Source organism: Massilia litorea (genome assembly GCF_015101885.1).
Classification (GTDB): domain Bacteria; phylum Pseudomonadota; class Gammaproteobacteria; order Burkholderiales; family Burkholderiaceae_D; genus Telluria; species Telluria litorea.
This window is the reverse complement of record NZ_CP062941.1, coordinates 2,302,965-2,324,757: the sequence shown is the minus strand read 5'-3', so window position 1 is coordinate 2,324,757 and position 21,793 is coordinate 2,302,965. Positions and strand designations below refer to the sequence as shown.

Genomic DNA, 21,793 nt, shown 5'->3' with positions numbered 1-21,793 from the left:
CGTACCTGTCCTTTTGCTCGCACGTGTTGTACCGCGTGGGCACAGAGTGCCCACCCTACAACGCCTTGAATCGGTGCGCCGCTGCCTTCATCCCCCCTCAAAGCGTGCGTCGTCTCCCTCCTGCGCACTACGCATGCCCACCCCGCGCAATACCGCTTTCCCTCCCTTCTGATTTGTTGTACCTTTGCTCTGCTTCAACTGGCGTACGCCGGCAGTGAACCGGGCGCCCGTCATCCCACCATTTTGGAGAACGTATGACCACCAAGCTCATTCCCCTTGCCATCGCGATGCTGATTGCCGGGAGCGCCAGCGCCCAGCAGGTCGTCAAGATCGGCCACGTCGGCCCGGTCTCGGGCCCGAATTCGCACCTCGGCAAGGACAACGAGAACGCCGCGCGCATGGCGATCGACGAGCTCAACGCAAAGGGCTTCACCATCAACGGCCAGAAGGTCACGCTGCAGCTGGTGGCCGAGGACGACGGCTCGGATCCGAAGCAAGGCACGGCCGTTGCGCAGAAGCTGGTCGACGCCAAGGTCAAGGGCGTCATCGGCCACCTGAACTCTGGCACCAGCGTGCCCGCGTCAAAAATCTACAACGACGCCGGCATCCCGCAGATTTCGCCGGCCACCACCGCCACCCAGTACACCAAACAGCGCTTCCCGGGCGCCTTCCGCGTCGTGGCGAATGATGCCAAGCTCGGCGGCACGCTGGGCAAGTATGCGGTCGATACCCTGAAAGCGAAGAACATCGCCGTCATCGACGACCGCACCACCTACGGCCAGGGCGTCGCCACCGAATTCGTGAAGGGCGCCAAGGGGCCGGGCGTGAAAATCGTCGGCAAGGAATTCACCAGCGCCACGGCCACCGACTACACGGCGATCCTGACCTCGATCCGCGCGAAGAAGCCGGACCTGGTCTTCTTCGGCGGCATGGATTCGGTCGGCGGCCCGATGCTGAAACAAATGAAGGCGCTCGGCATCGACGCGCGCTTCATGGGCGGCGACGGCATCTGCACCGAGGCACTCGGACGCCTGGCGGGCGATGCCGTCGGCGAAGGTAAAGTGATCTGCGCCGAAGCCGGCGGCGTCACCGGCGCCGAGCAGGAAAAAGTCATGAGCGACTTCCGCGCCCGCTTCAAACAGAAAACCGGCATCGAGGTGCAGCTGTACGCGCCCTACGTCTACGACGCGGTGATGGTGATGGCGGCGGCGATGCAGAAGGCCAATTCGGCCGAGCCCGCCAAGTACCTGCCGGAACTCAAGAAGATCAAGTACAAGGGCGTGACCGGCGACATCGCCTTCGATGCCTCCGGCGACATCAACAATGGCGCCCTGACCCTGTACACGTTTAAAGGCGGCAAGCGCAGCAAGATGGATGTGATTCGCTGATCCGGTCCATCACCTCGCACAAACAAAAAGCGCGCCTGGCTGACGCCGGCGCGCTTTATTTTTGCCTGCCGCGAAGCAGGCCGCGTTGTCGCTTGCTGGATCGCTTGCCTGGGCGATTACTTGGTCGACAGCACCCACTTCACCAGGCTGCGCGCTTCCGCTTCGCTCACCTGCGGGTTGGCCGGCATCGGGACCGGGCCCCAGGAACCGGAGCCGCCTTTCATGACTTTGGCGACCAGTTTGTCTTCCGCGCCTTTTTGACCGGCGTATTTCGCCGCCACGTCCTTGTAGGCAGGACCGACCAGCTTGGTACCGATTGCATGGCAAGCCATGCAATTCTTCGCTTTGGCCAGGTCGGCTTGCGCAAACGCGCTCGACGATGCCAGCACCGACAACACACCGCACAAGATCAGGGACCGTTTCATGTAACTCTCCATTTGTAATGCCTGCATTCTACCGTGTTTCCATTCAATGAATGCCCGCCGTCACACTCTGTAACCTCGCTTACGTTTTGAGGTTGCACGGTTTCCACGCTCCGGTCATATTTTGCCACAGAGCACTAATTTGTTTGTAAGATGGCCGGATTCTGGAGAATGTCATGCCCCTGATCCTGTTGATTGCCGCGCTGCTGGTGCTGCGCTTTTTTGAAGTCTGGAAGTTTGCCGAGCTGTCCTGGTGGTGGATCGTCGGGCTGATGGTGTTCGCGTTTATCTGGTTCGAGTACGTGGAAAAGCTGCTTGGGTGGGACAAGAAGAAGGCGCATGACGAGGACGACAAGCGGCGCAAGGCGCGCGTGAAGAATTCGTTCGACAAGCGCAAATGAGCTCGCCCGGAACGGTCGCGTAACGTAGGGTGGGCTCTCGAGCCCACGCGGTACCAGGCATGCGTATCGAAAATAATCCGATATAAACGTCGGGTGATCAAACGGCCGTTTTCAAACCATTCGTTTCGATGGATCGAGCGCCGGACCGCGTGGGCACAAGTGTGTTTAGCACAGGGACATCCTAAACACCTGGCTAGGGACATAGGTAACACCTTTTATGATCATTGCACTGCTGACTTTGGGAGCGTGCGATGCCTTGGAAGGAGAGTTCCAAAATGTCTTCTCGCCTTGAATTCGTGATGTTGGCGTCGGCGCCGGGAGCCAACATACGGGCGCTGTGCCGTGCATTCAGCGTCAGTCCCAAGAGCGCATACTTGTGGATGGACCGCTACCGCCAGGAAGGGCCGGCCGGCTTGAGTGACCGGTCACGCCAGCCCCTGACGTCGCCGAATCGGAGCGATGCTCAGCTCGAGGCTCAGGTGTTGGCGCTGCATGACCAGTATCCGTGCTGGGGTGGGCGCAAGCTGGCCGCCTTGCTACCGGACGGGATGGCCAAGCCGCATCACAACACCATCGCCGCAATCTTGCGGCGTAATGGCCGTCGTTTAGTGCCCCACGCCGACGTTACCGAGCGAACGCACACCCGTTTCGAACACGAAGCGCCCAATTTACTGTGGCAGATGGATTTCAAAGGCCATATTGCGTTGACCGACAAGCGCGCTGGGCGCTGTCATCCGCTGACCGTCCTGGACGACCACTCCCGCTTTGCAATCTGTCTGGCTGCTTGCTCGGGCGAAGATGGCATGCAGGTGCGAACAGCCTTGACCCAGGCGTTTCTGATCTACGGCTTGCCGCAACGGATCACATGCGACAACGGTCCGCCCTGGGGAACGTCGGGGCATGGCACACTCTCCAAGCTGGAAATCTGGCTGACGCGCCTGGGCATCCGCGTCAGCCATAGCCGTCCTTACCATCCTCAGACGCAGGGCAAGGACGAGCGCTTTCACCGCACGCTTAAACGCGAATTGCTCGACCGTTCAGGCTTCAACACCATCGACTCATGTCAGAGCGCCTTCAACGGCTGGCGTGACCAGTACAACCTCATCCGTCCTCACGAAGCGCTTGGACAGCGCCCACCAGTGACGCGCTACACACCCAGCGCCAGACCGTTTCCATCGAGCCTGCCACCTATCGAATACGACGAGGGAGACGACGTGCGCAAAGTGCGCCGGCATGGCCAGCTGCACTTCCGCGGACGCGACTATTTTGTCGGCGAGGGGCTGCTCGATGAACTCGTCGCCGTGCGTCCAACGGCTGAGGAAGGCGTCTACAGGGTGTTTTTCTGCGAGCGGGAACTACGAATGATCGACCTACGAAACCCCGGCTAGAATGACACCACATGTGTTACCCATGTCCCTAGCCAGGTGTTACCTATGTCCCTGTGCTAAACAAAGTGCCCACCCTACGGTACGCGACCTTATTATCCCGTCACCGCGCCCTTGCTTGCACTCGACGCCAGCGCCGCGAACTTCGCCAGCACCCCACGCGTATAGCGCGGCGCCGGCCGCGTCCACGCGGCGCGGCGGCGGGCGATTTCCTCGTCCGGCACATTCAGCTGGATCAGCAACTGGTTCGCGTCGATCGTCACCGAGTCGCCCTCCTCTACCAGCGCGATCGTTCCGCCCTCGTAGGCTTCGGGCGCCACGTGTCCCACCACCATGCCCCAGGTGCCGCCCGAGAAGCGCCCGTCCGTGATCAAACCCACCGATTCGCCCAGTCCCTGGCCGATCAGCGCGCCCGTCGGCGCCAGCATTTCCGGCATGCCGGGGCCGCCCTTCGGCCCGAGATAACGCAGGACCAGCACGTCGCCGGGCTGGATGCGCTTGGCCATGATGGCGTCCATGGCCGAATACTCGTCGTCGAACACGCGCGCCGGGCCGGTGATGGCTGGGTTTTTCAAGCCGGTGATCTTGGCCACGCAGCCTTCCGGCGACAGGTTTCCCTTCAGGACCGCCAGGTGCCCCTGGGCGTACAGCGCCTGGTCGATCGGACGAATCACGTCCTGCCCGGCGGCCGGCGTGGATGGCACGTCCGCCAGTTCCTCGGCCAGCGTGCGCCCGGTAATCGTGATGCAGTCGCCATGCAGCAGGCCCGCGTCCAGCAGCAGCTTCATCACCTGCGGCACGCCGCCGGCCTTGTGCAGGTCGGTCGCGACGTACTGGCCCGAGGGCTTGAGATTGCAGATCACCGGCACTTTACGGCGCACGGTCTCGAAATCGTCGAGCGTCCATTCGACCTCGGCCGCGTGAGCGATCGCCAGGTAGTGCAGCACGGCATTGGTCGAGCCGCCCGTTGCCATGATCAGCGACACCGCGTTCTCGATCGACTTGCGGGTGATGATGTCGCGCGGCTTCAAGTCGCGCTTCACCGCGTCGACCAGCACGCGCGCGGATTCGGCGCAGGAATCCACCTTTTCGTCGTCCGGATTCGCCATGGTCGACGAATACAGCAGCGACATCCCGAGCGCCTCGAAGGACGAGGACATCGTATTGGCCGTGTACATGCCGCCGCAGGACCCGGACGAGGGGCAGGCGTTTTTCTCGATCCCCTCGAAATCTTCCTGGCTCATGCGCCCGGCCGTGAATTCGCCGACCGCCTCGAAGCTCGATACGATGGTCAGATCCTTCCCCTTCCAGTGGCCCGGCTTGATCGTGCCGCCGTAGACATAGATGCCGGGAACGTTGGCACGGGCCAGTGCGATCATCCCGCCCGGCATGTTCTTGTCGCAGCCGCCGATGACGACGACGCCGTCCATCCATTGCCCGTTGACGCAGGTTTCGATGCAGTCCGCAATAACCTCGCGCGAGATCAGCGAGAACTTCATGCCCTCCGTTCCCATCGACATGCCGTCGGAAATGGTCGGCGTGCCGAACACCTGCGGATTGGCGCCGTTCTCCCTGACGGTCGCAATCGCGATGTCGGCCAGCTTCTGCAGGCCGGAGTTACAAGGCGTAATCGTGGAATGGCCGTTCGCGATGCCGATCATCGGCTTGTCGAAGTCTTCCGCCTGATACCCCATCGCGTAATACATCGAGCGGTTCGGACTGCGGGCGACGCCTTCGGTGACGTTACGGGATCGGCGGTTGTAGCGCGGCTTCTCAAGCATGATGGACTCCTCGAAAGCAGTCTTGTCAGAATGCCTTGCGCGCCGGGGGCCGTCAATTGTAAGCTTCGCGTGCCTGTGATACGCCGAACATATCAGGCGACCCGCACCCCATGGAAATGCATATCGATGAACCTTGAACTGCGCCAGCTGCGCTATTTCCTGACGGTCGCCGAAGAACTCCACTTCGGCCGCGCCGCCGCCCGCCTGCACATGACCCAGCCGCCCTTGTCGCAGGCGATCGCTGCGCTCGAGGAAAGCCTGGGCGCACCGCTGTTCCTGCGCAACCGCAGGCAGGTCGCCCTGACGAGCGCCGGCAGCGCCCTGCTGCCCGAAGCGCGCCGCTTGCTGGAAGGCGCGGCCGGATTGCCGGAACTCGTGCGCCGCGCCGCCGCCGGCGAGTCGGGGCGCCTGGCGCTCTCCTTCGTCACCCCGGCCGACTACAGCGTCCTGCCGGGCTTGCTGCGCGACTACAGCACGGCCTATCCGAACGTCCAGCTGGTGCTGCAGGAGGCGACCACCGACCTGCAGATCGACGATTTATTGCACGAGCGCATAGACGCCGGCCTCGTCATTCCGCCGCTGTCGGACAAGGCGCAAGCCCAGCTCGACTACATGAAGGTGCTGGAAGAGCCGCTGGTGGTGTGCGCACCTGCGGGCACCCTCCCCGCAAGCAAAAAAAACGTCGACCTGAAAACGCTGCGCCACCTGCCTTTGATCATTTTCCCGCGCAAGAGCGCCCCTGCCCTGCACGATGCCATCCTCAGCTGCTTCCGCGAAGCGGGCCTCTCTCCCGAGGTCAAGCAGGAAGCGATCCAGATGCAGACCATCGTCAGCCTCGTCTCGGCGGGCATGGGCTTGGCACTTGTGCCACAATCCGTGTCGAACCTGATGCGCCCCGGCGTAGAATACCGTGCCCTGGCCGGCGCCACGCCGCAGGTCGAACTCGGCCTGGCCTGGCGCCGCGACAATACATCGCCGGTGCTGAGGGGATTTTTAGAATTAGCGAGGAAAACTTAATTATGCTGGTACACCCGAATCCGGACCCGATCGCCTTTTCGATCGGCCCGGTGGACATCCACTGGTATGGCCTGATGTATGTGGTCGCGTTCGGCCTGTTCCTGCTGCTCGGTCGCGTGCGCATCAGGCAGCCCCACATTGCCGCGCAGGGCTGGAAGGCCGAGGACCTGGACGACATGCTGTTCTACGGCATGCTCGGGGTCGTGATCGGCGGGCGCCTGGGCGAGGTGCTGTTCTACCAACCGGCCCATTTCCTGGCCCACCCGCTCGAGATTTTCCAGGTCTGGAAAGGCGGCATGTCCTTCCACGGCGGTTTTATCGGCGTGCTGATCGCGATGGCCCTGTGGGCGCGGAAAGCAAAGCGCAACCTGCTCGACGTGTATGACTTCATCGCCCCGATGGTCCCGCTCGGCTACGCCGCCGGCCGCCTGGGCAATTTCATCAACCACGAACTGCCGGGCCGCCTGGCCGACCCGAGCCTGCCGTGGGCGATGATCTGGCCAGGCGTCGAAGGTCCGCGCCACCCGTCGCCGATTTACCAGTTGCTGGTCGACGGCATCCTCGTGTTCCTGATCCTGTGGCCGTTCGCACGCAAGGCGCGTCCACGGCTGGCGGTGGGCGCGATGTTCACCCTGCTGTACGGCTGCGCGCGCTTCTTCACCGAATGGTTCCGCGTGCCGGACTGGGAAACGACGGTTGCCGGCCTGCCGATCACCTCGGGCCAGGTGCTGTCGCTGCCGATGATCGTCGCGGCGCTGATCATGCTGGCCTGGGCCTATTCGCGCGAAGGCAAGCAGGCGGTGCGGGTGTAAATGCAGGGTGGGCACCATACGCGCGTGCGTTGAACGCGTGGGCGGCGTTCACGCTGCGCGCCCTTCACGCTTCGGAGTCTAGCCGCCCACCCTACAAAGCCTTCCAGAACATGTACGCGGCAAGCGCATACAGGATCACCGCAAACACCTTCTGCAGCTGGCGCACCGGCATCCGGTGCGCCGTTCTCGCTCCCAGCGGCGCCATCGTCACGCTCGCCGCGACGATGATCAGCAAAGCCGGCACATAGATGAAGCCGAGCGAATATTGGGGCAGCCCCGGCTCGCCCCAGCCATAAAATACATTCGCCAGCGTGCCCGCGAACGCGATCGGAAACCCGAGCGCGGCGCTGGTGGCCACCGCATTGTGAATGCGGACGTTACACCAGGTCATGAAGGGCACCGAGACAAAGCCGCCCCCCGCTCCCACCAGGCCCGCCAGGATCCCGATCACGCCGCCCGCGGCGAACATGCCGGTTGTGCCGGGTAAATCGCGCGCTGCGGCCGGCTTCCTGTTGACCAGCATTTGCGTGGCCGAAAACGCGACGAAGGCGCCAAAGAACCAGGACAGCGTCGCCGTATTCATCTGCTTGCCGATCCAGGGCCCGATGGTCGAGCCGACCAGGATCCCCGGCGCCAGCAAGGCGACGATGCGCCAGACCACCGCGCCGTGCTTGTGGTGCGCGCGCACCGAGGACAGGGAGGTGAAGACGATGGTGGCGAGCGAGGTGGCAATTGCCATGTGGACGACGAGCGACTCGGGAACGCCGCGCGCCGCAAGCACGGCGCTGATGAAGGGCACCAGGATCATGCCGCCGCCGATGCCGAGCAGGCCGGCCGCGAAACCGCCGAAGCAGCCCATGGCCAGCAGGGCCAGGATCATCATCGGGTCCATGTGCCCTCCGCGCGCGGGCGAGCGGACGCTCGCGGATGATCGTGCGCCGCGCAGGAGGCGCCTGCGGCAGTGTAAAACGTGAACGTGGGTGCCATCGGCCAGCCTTGCTTATCGAACGGATGAGACAGGCATACTAGCCGAATGTCGGCGCGGCCGCTGCGCTCGAGCGATTGATCGCCGCAACCAGCGCTTCGACCGGGACCGGTTTGGTGAAGTGGCCGTCGAACCCGGCCGCGAGGGCCTTGTCGCGGTCCGCCGCCTGGCCGTAACCGGTGACCGCGAACAGCTGGATGCCAGCCGTCGCGGGCAGGCTTCTCAGGGTGCGGGCCACCTCGAATCCCGAGATGTCGGGAAGGTCGATGTCGACGAGGGCAACCTGGGGCAGATGCGTTGATGCGGCCGCGATACCTGCCTGGCCGTTCTCCGCCACCTGGACGGTGAACCCGTGCTGGGACAGCATCAGGAACATCGCCTCGCGCACATCGCGGTTGTCTTCGATGACGAGGACCCGCGCGCTGCCGGTCCTCGCGCCTGCCGCCGGCGGTGCTTCCACGGCCGGCAGCGCAGCGGCCAGGGGAAAGCGCAGGGTGAAGACGCTGCCCTGGTTCAGTCCAGGGCTGTGCGCCTCCAGCGTGGCGCCCTGCTGGCGGGCCAGCGCGCTGACGACGGCCAGGCCGATGCCCAGCCCGCCCTTGGAGCGGTTGACGACCTGGCCCTGGACGAAGACATCGAAGGCCTTGGCGAGCAGCTCCGGCGACAGGCCGATGCCGCTGTCGGCCACCTCCAGTACCGCGTTGCCGTCTTCGGTGCGCAGCCTGACCTCGACCTGCCCGCCTTCCGGGGTGTACTTCAGCGCATTGTCGACCAGGTTGGCGATCATCTGTTCCAGCCGGGTCGGGTCGGACTCGATCATCGCCGGCGCCAGCTGCGCGCTCAAGCGGTGCGAGCTGGCTGCGCCGCGCGCCTCGAACGAGGCCAGGCAGGCCTCGACCGCCGCTTTCAGGTCGAGCGGCGTGCGCGCCAGCGTGATCTTGCCGTTGAGGATGCGGTGGGCGTCGAGGAGCTCGTCGACGAGGTGGGTCAGGTGCCGGGTCTGGCGCCCGATGATCGCCTTGACGTTGGCGCTGCGGCCGGCATCGAGGTTCGGCAGGTTCAGCATCGCGACGCCGGAAGCGATCGCCGCCAACGGGTTGCGCAATTCGTGACCGAGCATGGCCAGGAACTCGTCCTTCGCCCGGTTCTGGTCTTCCGCCACCTTTTGCGCCTGCTCGGCCTGCACGCGGGCATGCTTCGCCTCTTCCAGGCTCTGCTGCCTGGTCGTTTCGCCGGCGACAAGCAGGTGGCCGGCGCGGTGGAGCGCCATCTGCAGCCGGTTCATTTCCTCGACGCGAAGATCGGCGACAGGGGGCACCTGGTAGGCGGGCAGCATTTCGGCGGCCGCCGACGCCTGGTCGATGGCGCCGATCAGGCGCCGCCCGAACAGCACCGCGCCGCCGATGGCGCACAGGAGCGCGGTCAGGAACCCGGCCGCGGTCAGCGCCACGGTATGCACCGCGGTCTGCTCGATCTCGTCGACCGGCACGCCGACGCCGACCGACCAGCCGGTCATGGCCGAACGTTCCCAGGCGCCGTACATTTCCACGCCGTCGCGCGTATAGGCGCGCGAAATCCCTTCGAAGCCGGACAGGATCGTTTTGAGCCGTTCGTTGCGCGGCGGCTGGCCGACGAACTTTTCCGGGTTGATATTGCGGGCGATCGTGATGCCTTGCCTGTCGAACACGGAGATCAGCCAGGAGCGCGGAATGTCCTTGGCAAGCAGCAAGCGGTCCAGGTGCTCGGAAAACATCCATTCGTCCACGACGAAACGGCGCCCGTCCGCGATCGTGACGGGATACTCGACACTGACCACGAACTTTCCGGTCGCGCGTCCCTTGATGAGGCCGCTGTAGACGGGCTTGCCGCTCTCCACGACTTGCTTCACACGGGCGACGGCGGCGGCGTCGGGCGCGCCAATGCGGGTGCCGTAGGGACGGACCGTGTTGAATATTTGCTGCCCGTGTTCGTCGAGCAGCGCCGCGTTGATGTCGCGGCCGCGGTTGGAGGCGCGGGCCTGCTCGTAGAAAGCTTCGAAATTGCCCTCGTTCAGGTTACGCGAAGTACTCAGGGCCTGCGCCGTCGCCATCGCGAAAGTCATTTCGCGGTCCATGATGTTGACCGAGGCGCGCGCCAGTTCCTGCATGCTGCGCAGCGCCGCCTTGCGCTCGGCGGTGAGCAGCACGTTGAGCACGACGAGCGAAAACAGGACGGTCGGCACGAGGATGGCCGACACCAGCAAAGCGATATGCGACCTGACCTTCATGGTGTCCGATCAATCATAGGTGTGGGTCATGCGAGGATACGCTTGAGGTCGGACGGAGAGAAGGGCTTGGGCAAGGTGATGGCGCCCAGGGCCTTCGCTTCGTCCAGGTGTCCATAGCCGCTCGCGATCACAATCTTCAGTTCCGGCTGACACGATTTCGCACGGCGGGCCAGTTCGATCCCGTCCATGCCGGGCAGGTCGTAATCGGTGATGAGCACGTCGTAATGGTTGCGGCCGAGCATGGCGAGCGCGTCGGCCGCATTGCTCGTGCCGTCGACGCGCTGGTTGAGCATTTCGAGCAGCGCACAGGTCGTGGCCAGCAAATCCGGGTCGTCGTCGATGAACAGGACACGCCTGGTCGCGCCCACGCTTTCCAGGGGCGCCTCCTGCGCCGCCCGGCCTGCCTGGGCCTGCTCGCTGGACAGCAGCTGGCGCAGCTTGCGTGCCAGCTGGTCGCGCGCATACGGTTTCGAGAGCAGCTGCACGCCGGCATCGAGCTTGCCGTCGTGGACGATGGCGTTCTGGGTGTAGCCCGAGGTGAACAGGACCGCGATGTCCGGGTGGATCAGGCGTGCCTGGCGCGCCAGCTCCGGACTGCGCAGCTGGCCCGGCATGACCACGTCGGTGAACAGCAGGTCGATCGGCACGCCGCTGCTGAGGATCGCCAGCGCGGCGGCGGCATGATCGGCCTTCATCACCTTGTAGCCCAGGCTGCGCAGCATCTCGACGACGGTTGCCTGGACCGCCAGGTCATCCTCGACCACGAGGATGGTTTCGTTGCCGCCCATGACCGGGCCGCTCTTGACGACCGGCTCGCTGGCCTCCGCTTTATACGAGCGCGGGAAATACATCTTGATGGTCGTGCCGTGCCCGACCTCGGTATAGATCTGGAAGTGGCCGCCGGTCTGCTTGACAAAGCCATAGGCCATCGACAGGCCCAGCCCGGTGCCGTGGCCTTCGGGCTTGGTCGTGAAGAAGGGTTCGCAGGCCCGTTCGAGCACCTCGCGCGTCATGCCGGAACCGTTGTCGGAAATCGCGATCAGGACATACTGGCCCGGCGCGAGATCGTGCTGGCTGGCCACATAGTCGTCGTCGAGCATGGCGTTGCCCAGTTCGATCGTCAGCTTGCCGCCCGACGGCATGGCGTCGCGCGCATTGATCGCCAGGTTCAGGATCACGTTCTCGAGCTGGTAAGGGTCGACGCAGGTGTTCCACAGGCCGCCGCCGCGGATCGTTTCCACGGCAATCGTCTCGCCCAGCGCCCTGCGCAGCAGCTCGTCCATCTGCTGCACTACCCGCGCCGGACTGATCACGACCGGCTGCAGGGGCTGGCGACGGGCAAACGCAAGCAGCTGCGCGGCGAGCTTCGCGCCGCGCTCGACCGCGCCGAGCGCGGTATCGACGTGCTTGAGCGGGAGCTGTTCGCGCACGCTGCTGTCGCGCAGCAGCTGCAGGTTGCCGCCGATGACCTGGAGAATATTATTGAAGTCATGGGCTACCCCGCCCGTCAATTTGCCGATGGCCTCGAGTTTTTGCGAGTGCTGCAGCGCCGCCTGCGCCGACTGCAGTTCGGTGGTGCGTTCCTCGACCAGGCTCTCCAGTTCCTTCTGGTATTTCTGCACCTCGTCCATGGCCTGCTTCTGCTTCGTGACGTCGCTGCCCTGCACGAAGATCCCGGTCGACTGGCCCTGCGCATCCAGGATCGGCTGGTAGATAAAGTCGACGAAATGCGTGACGATCTTGCCGGGCACGTCCTGCAGTTCGAGCTGCACGCTCTGGCCAACCACGGGCGTTGCGGTTTGATACACCTTGTCGAGCAGCTCGAAAAAGCCCTGGCCTTCCACCTCCGGCAAGGCATCGCGGACGTCTTTCCCGATCAGGTCGCGCTCGCCGGTGAGCTTGCGGTAGGCGCCGTTGGCCAGTTCGAAGACATGCGCCGGCCCTTTCAGCACGCAGATGAAACCGGGCGCCTGCTCGAACAGGCTCTGGAAAAAGGTATTACTCAGCTGCAGCGCATCGGCACGGGCAAGCGCCCGGCGCGCATCCTCGAGGGCGCTGGTGCGGTCCAGGATGGTCTGCTCGAGCTCGCTCTGCTTTTGTACCAGGGAACGCGCATTGATGACCTGCTCGGTCACGTCGCTGCCCTGGGAGAAAATCCCCAGCACGCTGCCGTTCTCGTCGAAGATGGGCTGGTAGACGAAGTCGATATAGCTGGCGACTGCCGCGCCGTCCGGGCGGTGCACGGTGAGCGGCACGCCGCGGCCCACGTGCGGCTGGCCCGACTGGTACACGTCGTCGAGCAGCTCGAAGAAGCCCTGGCCCGCGAGCTCCGGCAAGGCCTCGCGCACGGGTTTGCCGATGATGTCGCGGTGGCCAGCCAGCCGGTGGTGCGCTTCGTTCTGCAATTCGTAGACATGCGTCGGGCCGCGGAAGAAGCAAACGAAGCCCGGCGCCTGCTCGACCAGGCGCAGCAGGTGCTTGCTTTGTTCGGTACGCGCCTGCAGCAACGCATCCTGGGCCCGCTGTTCGCGCTCGCGTGCGTCGCGCGCCTTGGTGACGTCGCGCGTCACCTTGCCGAAACCGATCAGGGAACCATCGTCGTCGTAGAGCGGATCGATCACCACGTGCGCCCAGAACCGGGTGCCGTCCTTGCGCACGCGCCAGCCGGTGGCTTCGAAGACGCCGGCCGCCTGCGCGGTGGCCAGCGCCTGGCGCGGGACCCCGGCCAGGCGGTCTTCCTCCGTATAGAAGCATTCGAAGGCGTGGCCGATGATCTCGTCGGCCGTATAGCCCTTGGCGCGCTGGGCGCCGGCATTCCACGTCGCCACGCGTCCATCCGGGGACAGCATGAAGATAGCGAAATCCCGTATTTTGGCGACGAGGGTGGAAGTCAGGTTGGCTTCCAGTGTGGCGAGCGAGGGCGATGCCGTGGACATTGAGGAATCCGACGAGAGAAAGCGTGGATTCTATGTCAACCCGTGAATTGTTGCCGTTCTTCACGTGCAACTATTTGCGCAGGACGGCGGGCCCTCCCCCACCGTCCGCCAGCGTAGCGACGCGCTTCAGAACGCGGCCCACTCCGCCCGGGTGGCGGCCCTTTCCAGCTTCGGATACGCGGCAGCCGGACGCACGCCGGGACGCCGCTCATGCACAGCGTGGCCGAGCTTGAAAACGCTGACCCGCTGCACCAGCCCGGCCGCGCTGTCCTGCAGCGACTGTGCGGCGCCGGCGGCTTCTTCGACCAGGGCGGCATTCTGCTGGGTGACCTGATCCATCTGGCTGACGGCCTCGTGGATCTGTTCGATTCCTGCGCTCTGCTCGCTCGTCGCCGCCGTGATCTCCTCCATGATGGCGGCCACGCGACGTACGCTATGGACGATTTCTTCCATTGTCGTGCCTGCCTGGTTGACCAGGCGGCTGCCGCTGTCGACTTTCTCGACCGAGTCGGTGATCAAGGCCTTGATTTCCTTTGCCGCGCCGGCCGAGCGCTGGGCGAGACTGCGCACTTCGGAGGCGACGACGGCAAAGCCGCGGCCCTGTTCGCCGGCACGGGCGGCCTCGACGGCGGCGTTCAGCGCCAGGATGTTCGTCTGGAACGCAATGCCGTCGATGACGGCAATGATGTCGACGATCTTGCGCGCCGAATCGTTGATGGCGCCCATCGTACCGACGACCTCGCGCACCACGGCGCCGCCGCGCGTGGCCACATCCGAGGCCGAGGCCGCCAGGCCGTTGGCCTGGCGCGCATTGTCCGCATTCTGGCGCACCGTCGTGGTGAGCTCCTCCACCGACGCGGCCGTTTCCTCGATCGAGCTGGCCTGCTGTTCGGTACGCGAAGACAGGTCCATGTTGCCGGCGGCGATCTGGCTTGAGGCCGTGGCGATGACGTCGCTGCCGCTGCGCACCTCGCCCACGATGCCGGCCAGGCTGGTGTTCATGTCGCGCAAGGCGCCGAGCAGCTGGCCGAATTCGTTGCGTGTATCGACCACGATCTGCGCGCTCAGGTCGCCGCCGGCGACGCGCCGCGCCAGGTCGACCGCGGTGCCGAGCGGACGGGTAATGGCCGCGACCAGGTACAGCGTAGCCGCAACGGCGAGCAGGACGGCGAACGCGATGGCACCGACAATCAGGCGGTTCAGGCTGCGCAGTTCGGCATGGAGTGCCTCGCTCTCGTGAACGTTGCGCGTGCTCATGTAATCCTGCAGGGCCTTGTAGGCTTGCTGGCCCTTCAGGTAGCTCGGGTTGACCTGGCGGATCAGGATCTCCTGCGCCTTGTCCCAATCGCCGCCCTCGAGCGCGCGCGCGGCGTTGCCGATCAGCTCGACGCCAAATTCCTGGCTGTCCTGGCGCCAGCGGGCGACGGCTGCTCGCGTTTCGGGCCTGCGCAAGGAATCGAGCAGCTTGTCGCGCTCCGCCAGCAGCGCGGCCGTGTTGCTGTTGATATTGTTGAAGTGGTTTGCCAGGGGGTGGTCATGCATGACGGCATATTTGCTGTCGGGATTGTGCTGGAGCGCCTGCAGCAGCTGGCTGCGATTGGTTTCCATGCGGTGCACCATGCTTGCCAGGGCAAGCTGCTGGTTGGCAGTGCGCAAGGTCGAGTTCTCGAGCAATTCGACCGCACGCTGGGTCGAGAAATAACCGAGGCCGCCAACGGCGAGGGTCACGGCAATCAGTGCGCTGGTCACCGTTGCGATGAGGTATTTGATCCGGAGGTTTTTCATGACAGTAGAGTGGACAGAAAGCGGCGGGCTGCCGGCAAAGCGTTGCATTTTCGACGAATTTGACGATAATTTCCACACGGAAACTACGCGAATCGTCCAGAATACGCGGCTCTGCGTCGAACTTTATTGAAATGGACAAACTGTCATCCTTGCTGGGGCGCCAGGCATTCAGCGCCCGCATCTTCTACAACGGTCCGTTTTGCGACGCCAACCAGTTCCATGAGAATGGCAGTGCCGGCCACCTGCATCTGGTGCGCCAGGGGCCGGTCGAGTTCGTGCACGACGATGGCGCGCTCCTGCGCATCGACCTGCCTTCGCTGGTTCTTTATCCGCACGGCACCAACCATCGCTTGCAGGTTCCCGCCGGGCACACTGCCCTGCTGCTGTGCGCCGACATCGTCTTCGAAGGGGGCAAGGCCAATCCGCTGGTCCGGGTGCTGCCCGGCTGCCTGCATATGCCGCTGGCCGAGATCGCTGGGCTGGGGCCGACACTCGATCTGCTGTTCGGCGAGGCGGCAGGCACGGCGCCCGGCCGCGAATTGATCCTGGACCGGCTGTGCGATGTGTTGCTGGTCCAGGTAGTGCGTCGCGAATTCGACAACGGAAAATTGTCGCTGGGCTTATTGGCCGGCCTGGCGGACCGCCAGGTGTCGGCGGCGCTGACGGCGATCCACGAGCGCCCGCACGAGCTGTGGACCCTTGCCGCACTGGCCAGGCTCGCCGGCATGTCGCGCGCCAGCTTCGTGGAACATTTCCGCGAGGTGATGGGGATTCCGCCCGGCGAATATCTCAGCCGCTGGCGCATCGCCCTCGGCGGCAGGCTGCTGCGCCAGGGCATGCCGGTCAAACTCGTCAGCAGCCGCACGGGCTATACGAGTCCGTCCACGTTTACGCGCGCCTTTACTGCGCAGATGGGTGCTTCGCCGCGCGAATGGCTGAAGCGGGCCGCCTGAGTTGCCTGAGGCGGCGCCCTCCTCAACCGCGGGCGGCCGCCGAACCGGCGCCGAAGCAGCGCCACAGGGCCGCGGCCAGCGCCACGATCAGCACGCCACCGCCGAGCAGGTGCGCGGAGGCCAGCGGCGCGAACAGCATGGCCAGCATGTAGCCGAGTCCGCCCAGCACCAGGCTCCAGCCAGCGAAGCGGCGCGCCGCCTGCTCGGCCTGGGGCGAGCAGCGCAAGCGCGCCAGCGCCGTCAGCGATTTCGGAATCGCGTTCGCGTAGAACACCACGACAAAGCCGAGCAAGGCACCGGTCAGGCGTTGCGACCACTCGAGCGACAAGTGTTCCGGCGCGGCCCATTTCAGGGCTGCGCACGCGCCGACGATCATTACCGCACCAAGCAAGGCACGGCCCAGCGGGAAAGTGCTTTTCATGACTTCTCCTCGTTCGATCCGACATCGAGATGGCCGGGTTGCGGCCGCGTGACCTGCAATCCAAACGTCTGGGCAAAGGCAAGCAAGGCCTCTTCCAGCACCGACAGCTTCAAGCGGTACGTAACCGTGCGCCCCTGCTTGTCGGCCTCGATCAGGCCGGCGTTGACGAGCACGGCGAAGTGCGCCGACATGGTCGGCTTGGAAACGTCGAACATCGCCGCCAATTCTCCCGCACCGATGGGTCCGGCCTGCAGCAGCTGCAACACCTTGCGGCGGGTCGGATCGGAGAGGGCTTTGAATACGGTGCTCATGGAATCGATTATTAGCTAACCATCGAACTATTGCAAGCGCTTTCGCGCACCGAACCGCAAGCTCCTCAATCTTTCGTGCGCACGAATTCCAGGATCGCATTCCACTGCCCGCTCGTCACCGGCGAAATGGAAAGGCGGCTGCCTTTCTGCAGCAGGACCATGTCTTCCAATACGGGCATGGCGCGCATCTCGGCCAGCGTCAAATAGCGCCCCTTTTCTTTCGCCTGGACGTCGACCGATATCCAGCGCGGCTGCGCCTGTGTCGCTTTCGGGTCGAAGTATTTGCCGGCACTGTCGAATTGGGTAGCGTCGGGATAAGGGCCGCTCGCCACTTCCGCTATTCCCGCGACACCGGGAACGGCGCAACTGGAGTGATAAAACAGGATGCCGTCGCCGATTTGCATGGCGTCGCGCATGAAATTGCGGGCCTGATAGTTTCTTACGCCGAACCAGGCGACGGTCTGGCCCGGTGCGGCGAGAACGTCGTCGAAACTGACTTCATCGGGCTCGGATTTCATCAACCAGTAGCGCATCGGATCTCCTGAAAAAAAAGCAGGCCGATAAAACCTGCGCGCGTAAAAAAGCGGCTGCGTGCTTTTGCTCGCAACCGCTTCATGGAATGTAGCCCCGCCTGTGCCGTTTTTTGCCGGCATCCCGAACCTGATGGCTCAAGGTGGTCACAGTCAGTTCAATTTCGGGTTCGTCGAACTAGCGACGCTCACGCCCATCAAACACTATCCCGCAACCTATGCATGTAAATGGTTCAAGGAATATATGGCAATCTCGAACACCGCAGGGTGCCTCGCAGTTTACTCGCTTGAACCGTCATGTCAAACGAATTTGCCCGGTCAGGACAAATTTTCCTGCGGCGCCAGGGTGTGGTCGAGGACCTTGTGCATCGCTTCGAGTTTTTGTTTCACTTCGAGCATCGTCATGTCCGACAGCGGTCCCTGCGGCGACTTCACCGAGAGGAATTCCGCGGCCACGCTGAGCGCGGCCATGACCGCGATGCGGTCGTTGCCCTTGACCTTGCCCGAATCGCGCAGCGCGGTCATCTTGCCGTCGAGATAGCGCACGGCATCGCGCAGCGTCGCCTGTTCGCCTTCCTTGCAGGCCAGGCGGTAAGGCTGGCCCATGATCGTCACATCCAGGTAAATCATCGGGCAGCCTCGGCATCCAGGGGTTCGGCGGCGTCTGCCGCGCTCTCTTCCGCGCTACCTTCCGCGTCTTCCGCTTCTTCCGGCGCAGGCAATTGCTCGATCACGGCTTCGACCTTGTGCTGGACCTCGACAAGGCGTTCGACGAGCGCCATGTTCACTTCGTTCAGTAACAGGTTGGTCTGGCGCAGTTGCGCATTCTCGCTGCGCAGCGACACGACCAGCTCGGCGAGCCGCTCGATTTTGTCGGATAGGTCTTGGAATTCGGAAATCATTCGTAACTATAGGTCTGTTCTGGTTAGACAGTCAACAGGAGAGCACAGCCTGCGCCCTGCCCGGCGGGGACCACAGTGTATAGCGTCGCGGCGGGTAGCCGCGCGCGGCAAGGCTTATCTGGCTGCATTTCGGTAGCAGCGCTGCGCCTGCATATCCGGAAGCGCAGTCCTTATCGCCTTCCATCCCCTCGTTTGACACCGATCAATTCCCCACCAACAGTGCGTCAGCCGTCTTGGCATCGGTGCTAGTCTCTCCGCTCCGTACCTGCGCCGGCCACGGCCCAGCAAGCTGCCGCGTCATCCCGGCAGTTGAGGCAAAACAAGCTCTTGCAATTTATTTTGCAACATCGCCGCTTGAAATACCCTGATGTCGTCCCTATAATTAGCACTCGTTAGATGAGAGTGCTAACAACCTCTTTCAAAGCTGCGGCGCAGTATGCGACGCGGCAATCAACGCAAACAAAGCTAGTCCAAACCACTGAATAAAGGAGTTTTGCATGAACCTTCGCCCTCTGCACGATCGCGTTATCGTGAAGCGTCTCGACCAGGAAACCAAGACTGCCTCCGGCCTGATCATCCCTGATGCAGCCGCCGAGAAGCCGGACCAGGGCGAGATCCTCGCCGTCGGCAATGGCAAAGTCCAGGACAACGGCACGCTGCGTGCACTGGAAGTCCAGGTTGGCGACCGCGTCCTGTTCGGCAAGTACTCGGGCCAGACCGTCAAGGTCGACGGCCAGGAACTGCTGGTGATGCGCGAAGAAGACATCATGGCCGTGCTGGTCAAGTAATCCTCCCCTCAGAATATCTCTCGGAGAAATAAAAAATGGCAGCTAAAGAAGTAATTTTCGGCGACGCAGCGCGCGCCAAGATGGTTGAAGGCGTCAACATCCTCGCCAATGCAGTCAAGGTCACCCTGGGTCCTAAAGGCCGCAACGTCGTGCTGGACCGCTCGTTCGGCGCCCCGACCGTCACCAAGGACGGCGTCTCGGTCGCGAAAGAGATCGAACTCAAAGACAAGCTCATGAACATGGGCGCGCAGATGGTCAAGGAAGTCGCTTCGAAGACCAGCGACAACGCCGGCGACGGCACCACCACCGCGACCGTGCTGGCACAAGCCATCGTGCGCGAAGGCATGAAGTTCGTTGCCGCCGGCATGAACCCGATGGACCTGAAGCGCGGCATCGACAAGGCAGTTGCTGCCACCGTCGAAGAGCTGGCCAAGATCTCCAAGCCATGCACCACCTCGAAAGAAATCGCCCAGGTCGGCGCGATCTCGGCCAACTCGGACTACTCGATCGGCGAGCGCATCGCTGAAGCGATGGAAAAAGTCGGCAAGGAAGGCGTCATCACCGTCGAAGACGGCAAGTCGCTGAACGACGAACTCGACATCGTCGAAGGCATGCAGTTCGACCGCGGCTACCTGTCGCCTTACTTCATTAACAACCCGGACAAGCAAGTCGCCATCCACGACAATCCGTTCGTTCTGCTGTGCGACAAGAAGATCTCGAACATCCGTGACCTGCTGCCGGTACTGGAGCAAGTTGCAAAGGCCGGCCGTCCGCTGGTGATCGTCGCCGAAGACATCGAAGGCGAAGCGCTGGCGACCCTGGTCGTCAACAACATCCGCGGCATCCTGAAGACCGTTGCCGTCAAGGCGCCTGGCTTCGGCGACCGTCGCAAGGCCATGCTGGAAGACATCGCTGTCCTGACCGGCGGCCAGGTGATCGCGGAAGAAGTCGGCCTGACCCTGGAAAAGGTCACGCTGGCTGAACTCGGCCAGGCCAAGCGTATCGAAGTCGGCAAGGAAAACACCATCATCATCGACGGTGCAGGTTCGGCTGAAAACATCGAAGCGCGCGTCAAGATGGTGCGCGTCCAGATCGAAGAAGCGACCTCGGACTACGATCGCGAAAAGCTGCAAGAGCGCGTGGCCAAGCTGGCCGGCGGCGTTGCCGTGATCAAGGTTGGCGCTGCCACCGAAGTCGAAATGAAGGAAAAGAAAGCACGCGTGGAAGACGCGCTGCACGCCACCCGCGCAGCCGTTGAAGAAGGCATCGTGCCAGGCGGCGGCGTCGCCCTGCTGCGTGCCCGCGCCAACCTGCAAGTCAAGGGCGACAACCCTGACCAGGAAGCCGGCATCAAGATCGTCCTGCGCGCAATGGAAGAGCCGCTGCGCATGATCGTCCAGAACGCAGGCGAAGAAGCATCGGTCGTCGTCTCGGCAGTGCTGGGCGGCACCGGCAACTACGGCTACAACGCCGCCAACGGCACCTACGGCGACATGGTCGAAATGGGCGTGCTGGACCCAGCCAAGGTCACCCGCTCGGCACTGCAAAACGCAGCGTCGATCGCCGGCCTGATGCTGACCACCGACTGCATGGTGTCGGAACTGGCTGAAGACAAGCCAGCCGGCGGCATGGGCGGCATGGGTGGTATGGGCGGCATGGGCGGTATGGACGGCATGATGTAATGTCCTTGGGCGCCGGTTCGCCGGCGCCCTGCTGCAGTTTGAAAAGCCCGCACGGTTCGCGCCTTGCGGGCTTTTACTTTTGGGAGATTGCGATGCCTGTCGTGAATGCGGAAGACCTCGAGGATGCGGTATTGATTGTGTCGGAGCCGGGAACCCCGGACAAAGCCTGGGTATCCCTCGATACGGGCCAGGTGCACATCCGCTCGGAGATGGTCGATGGGGAACTGGCGTCCCTGCCGGACGATATCGATACCTCGGAGCGCTACATTTCCGTGCCACACATGAGCGAGCTCGATCTCGGGCTGGAACTGGTGTTCGATTTCGCCGACGCAGCGATGGCTGACGATGCCGATCGCGTACGCCAGATGTTCAAGCGTTCGGATGCGTATCGCCATTTCAGCGAACTGGTCGAGGAGCGTGGCCTGACGGAGCGCTGGCATGACTTCCGCGAGGCGCAGACGCGGGCGGTGCTGGCGGGGTGGTGCGAGGAGAACGGTTTGCAGTTGGGCTAGCATCCGCGTGGGCATGCCCACGCATGTGCGGCTGCAAACCGTTCGCGTGAAAACACTGCCCGGGACCGGCGCACGATTTACTGGCTCGCCTTCCCCCGAAACCGCTTCAACTCCTCCTTCATATACACCGCGCTGGCCACCGCCTTCCCTCCCCCGCACTTCACGAGATACGGCTTGCCGCTCATGCTGCTCTGCGTCGCTCCACGCTCGATGAACGACTCCGCGTTCGTGACCAGGTCGCGCTTGACGAGGTAGTCGTACTTCTTCTGCAGATGCGCACGCGCCTCCGACCCGTCGTGCCAGCTGCCGTTGCGGTTGAACTGGCAGCCCGGCGTCGCCACGTAGTCGAGCAGGTGCGCAATCTCGGCCTGCGCCTTCGGTTCCGGCGCCGCAAGCGCCGCGCCGTGCAGGGTGGCGACCAGCAGCATGGCGCCCGCAAATCGAAATACGGTCATCGTGTTTCCTCCGGGGTGGCAAACGAACATGCGACGAGTCTAGCACCCACACCGGGAAGCG

General features: G+C 63.6%; 21 protein-coding genes and 1 other RNA gene. 9 read left to right on the top strand and 13 right to left on the bottom strand.

Going from position 1 to position 21,793, the window contains the following annotated elements; translation table 11 throughout:
* The first annotated feature begins 254 nt into the window (after window positions 1-254).
* Entirely contained in the window at window positions 255-1,388 is a 1,134-nt protein-coding gene (locus tag LPB04_RS10290; RefSeq protein WP_193688573.1) for a branched-chain amino acid ABC transporter substrate-binding protein, read from the top strand.
* A gap of 116 nt (window positions 1,389-1,504) precedes the next feature.
* Here the strand turns inward: LPB04_RS10290 and LPB04_RS10285 are convergent, their stop codons facing one another.
* Window positions 1,505-1,813 carry a c-type cytochrome gene (locus LPB04_RS10285; protein ID WP_193688572.1) on the bottom strand — a complete coding sequence of 103 codons (309 nt, stop codon included), beginning with the start codon at window positions 1,811-1,813 and terminating at the stop codon, window positions 1,505-1,507.
* 173 nt (window positions 1,814-1,986) lie between these two features.
* Between LPB04_RS10285 and LPB04_RS10280 the strand changes: the two genes are divergently transcribed.
* Complete coding sequence (locus LPB04_RS10280) at window positions 1,987-2,211, top strand: TIGR04438 family Trp-rich protein (protein WP_193688571.1); 225 nt, start codon at window positions 1,987-1,989, stop codon at window positions 2,209-2,211.
* Between the two features lie 251 nt (window positions 2,212-2,462).
* Complete coding sequence (locus LPB04_RS10275) at window positions 2,463-3,599, top strand: IS481 family transposase (RefSeq protein ID WP_193688172.1); 1,137 nt, start codon at window positions 2,463-2,465, stop codon at window positions 3,597-3,599.
* Between the two features lie 92 nt (window positions 3,600-3,691).
* On the opposite strand, the gene ilvD is transcribed toward LPB04_RS10275, so the two are convergent.
* Window positions 3,692-5,377 (bottom strand): dihydroxy-acid dehydratase, encoded by a 1,686-nt coding sequence (ilvD, locus tag LPB04_RS10270; RefSeq protein ID WP_193688570.1) that lies wholly within the window; start codon window positions 5,375-5,377, stop codon window positions 3,692-3,694.
* Window positions 5,378-5,503: 126 nt separating this feature from the next.
* On the opposite strand from ilvD, the gene LPB04_RS10265 reads away from it, so the two are divergent.
* Together LPB04_RS10265 and lgt are read left to right on the top strand one after the other, a co-directional pair.
* Window positions 5,504-6,394: a LysR family transcriptional regulator gene (locus LPB04_RS10265; protein ID WP_193688569.1), complete on the top strand. Its 891-nt coding sequence runs from the start codon at window positions 5,504-5,506 to the stop codon at window positions 6,392-6,394.
* Between the two features lie 2 nt (window positions 6,395-6,396).
* The gene (gene lgt / locus LPB04_RS10260) at window positions 6,397-7,206 is read left to right on the top strand and encodes a prolipoprotein diacylglyceryl transferase (RefSeq protein WP_193688568.1); all 810 of its coding nucleotides are present in this window, start codon (window positions 6,397-6,399) and stop codon (window positions 7,204-7,206) included.
* A 91-nt stretch (window positions 7,207-7,297) separates the two neighbouring features.
* Here the strand turns inward: lgt and LPB04_RS10255 are convergent, their stop codons facing one another.
* The 4 genes from LPB04_RS10255 to LPB04_RS24365 form a co-directional block, all read right to left on the bottom strand.
* On the bottom strand, window positions 7,298-8,098 hold the full coding sequence (locus LPB04_RS10255; protein ID WP_193688567.1) for a sulfite exporter TauE/SafE family protein: 801 nt from the start codon (window positions 8,096-8,098) through the stop codon (window positions 7,298-7,300).
* A 133-nt stretch (window positions 8,099-8,231) separates the two neighbouring features.
* Window positions 8,232-10,457, bottom strand: coding sequence for a hybrid sensor histidine kinase/response regulator (locus LPB04_RS10250; RefSeq protein ID WP_193688566.1), 2,226 nt, complete (start codon window positions 10,455-10,457; stop codon window positions 8,232-8,234).
* A 26-nt stretch (window positions 10,458-10,483) separates the two neighbouring features.
* On the bottom strand, window positions 10,484-13,393 hold the full coding sequence (locus tag LPB04_RS24040; RefSeq protein WP_227496694.1) for a response regulator: 2,910 nt from the start codon (window positions 13,391-13,393) through the stop codon (window positions 10,484-10,486).
* A 126-nt stretch (window positions 13,394-13,519) separates the two neighbouring features.
* Window positions 13,520-15,178 (bottom strand): methyl-accepting chemotaxis protein, encoded by a 1,659-nt coding sequence (locus LPB04_RS24365; protein WP_193688565.1) that lies wholly within the window; start codon window positions 15,176-15,178, stop codon window positions 13,520-13,522.
* Window positions 15,179-15,309: 131 nt separating this feature from the next.
* Between LPB04_RS24365 and LPB04_RS10225 the strand changes: the two genes are divergently transcribed.
* On the top strand, window positions 15,310-16,131 hold the full coding sequence (locus LPB04_RS10225) for an AraC family transcriptional regulator (protein ID WP_193688564.1): 822 nt from the start codon (window positions 15,310-15,312) through the stop codon (window positions 16,129-16,131).
* 22 nt (window positions 16,132-16,153) lie between these two features.
* On the opposite strand, the gene LPB04_RS10220 is transcribed toward LPB04_RS10225, so the two are convergent.
* The 6 genes from LPB04_RS10220 to LPB04_RS10195 all read right to left on the bottom strand — a co-directional run bounded on the left by LPB04_RS10220 (window position 16,154) and on the right by LPB04_RS10195 (window position 18,295).
* Complete coding sequence (locus LPB04_RS10220; protein ID WP_193688563.1) at window positions 16,154-16,552, bottom strand: hypothetical protein; 399 nt, start codon at window positions 16,550-16,552, stop codon at window positions 16,154-16,156.
* Window positions 16,549-16,863 carry a metalloregulator ArsR/SmtB family transcription factor gene (locus LPB04_RS10215; RefSeq protein WP_193688562.1) on the bottom strand — a complete coding sequence of 105 codons (315 nt, stop codon included), beginning with the start codon at window positions 16,861-16,863 and terminating at the stop codon, window positions 16,549-16,551. Before LPB04_RS10215 ends, LPB04_RS10220 begins: the two co-directional genes overlap by 4 nt.
* Before the next feature lie 65 nt (window positions 16,864-16,928).
* The gene (locus LPB04_RS10210; protein WP_193688561.1) at window positions 16,929-17,396 is read right to left on the bottom strand and encodes an EVE domain-containing protein; all 468 of its coding nucleotides are present in this window, start codon (window positions 17,394-17,396) and stop codon (window positions 16,929-16,931) included.
* An 87-nt stretch (window positions 17,397-17,483) separates the two neighbouring features.
* Window positions 17,484-17,665, bottom strand: a non-coding RNA gene (ssrS, locus tag LPB04_RS10205) — 6S RNA.
* Window positions 17,666-17,711: 46 nt separating this feature from the next.
* Window positions 17,712-18,023, bottom strand: a complete 312-nt coding sequence (locus LPB04_RS10200) for a cell division protein ZapA (RefSeq protein ID WP_193688560.1) — start codon at window positions 18,021-18,023, stop codon at window positions 17,712-17,714.
* Window positions 18,020-18,295 carry a hypothetical protein gene (locus LPB04_RS10195; RefSeq protein ID WP_193688559.1) on the bottom strand — a complete coding sequence of 92 codons (276 nt, stop codon included), beginning with the start codon at window positions 18,293-18,295 and terminating at the stop codon, window positions 18,020-18,022. The genes LPB04_RS10200 and LPB04_RS10195 overlap by 4 nt, the downstream gene beginning before the upstream one ends.
* 497 nt (window positions 18,296-18,792) lie before the next feature.
* Between LPB04_RS10195 and groES the strand changes: the two genes are divergently transcribed.
* The 3 genes from groES (at window position 18,793) to LPB04_RS10180 (ending at window position 21,277) form a co-directional block, all read left to right on the top strand.
* Window positions 18,793-19,083, top strand: a complete 291-nt coding sequence (groES, locus tag LPB04_RS10190; RefSeq protein WP_193688558.1) for a co-chaperone GroES — start codon at window positions 18,793-18,795, stop codon at window positions 19,081-19,083.
* Window positions 19,084-19,118: 35 nt separating this feature from the next.
* The gene (gene groL, locus LPB04_RS10185; protein ID WP_193688557.1) at window positions 19,119-20,765 is read left to right on the top strand and encodes a chaperonin GroEL; all 1,647 of its coding nucleotides are present in this window, start codon (window positions 19,119-19,121) and stop codon (window positions 20,763-20,765) included.
* A 92-nt stretch (window positions 20,766-20,857) separates the two neighbouring features.
* Complete coding sequence (locus tag LPB04_RS10180; RefSeq protein ID WP_193688556.1) at window positions 20,858-21,277, top strand: UPF0158 family protein; 420 nt, start codon at window positions 20,858-20,860, stop codon at window positions 21,275-21,277.
* A gap of 77 nt (window positions 21,278-21,354) precedes the next feature.
* Here the strand turns inward: LPB04_RS10180 and LPB04_RS10175 are convergent, their stop codons facing one another.
* The gene (locus LPB04_RS10175) at window positions 21,355-21,732 is read right to left on the bottom strand and encodes a YfeK family protein (RefSeq protein ID WP_227496693.1); all 378 of its coding nucleotides are present in this window, start codon (window positions 21,730-21,732) and stop codon (window positions 21,355-21,357) included.
* Between the last annotated feature and the right edge of the window lie 61 nt (window positions 21,733-21,793).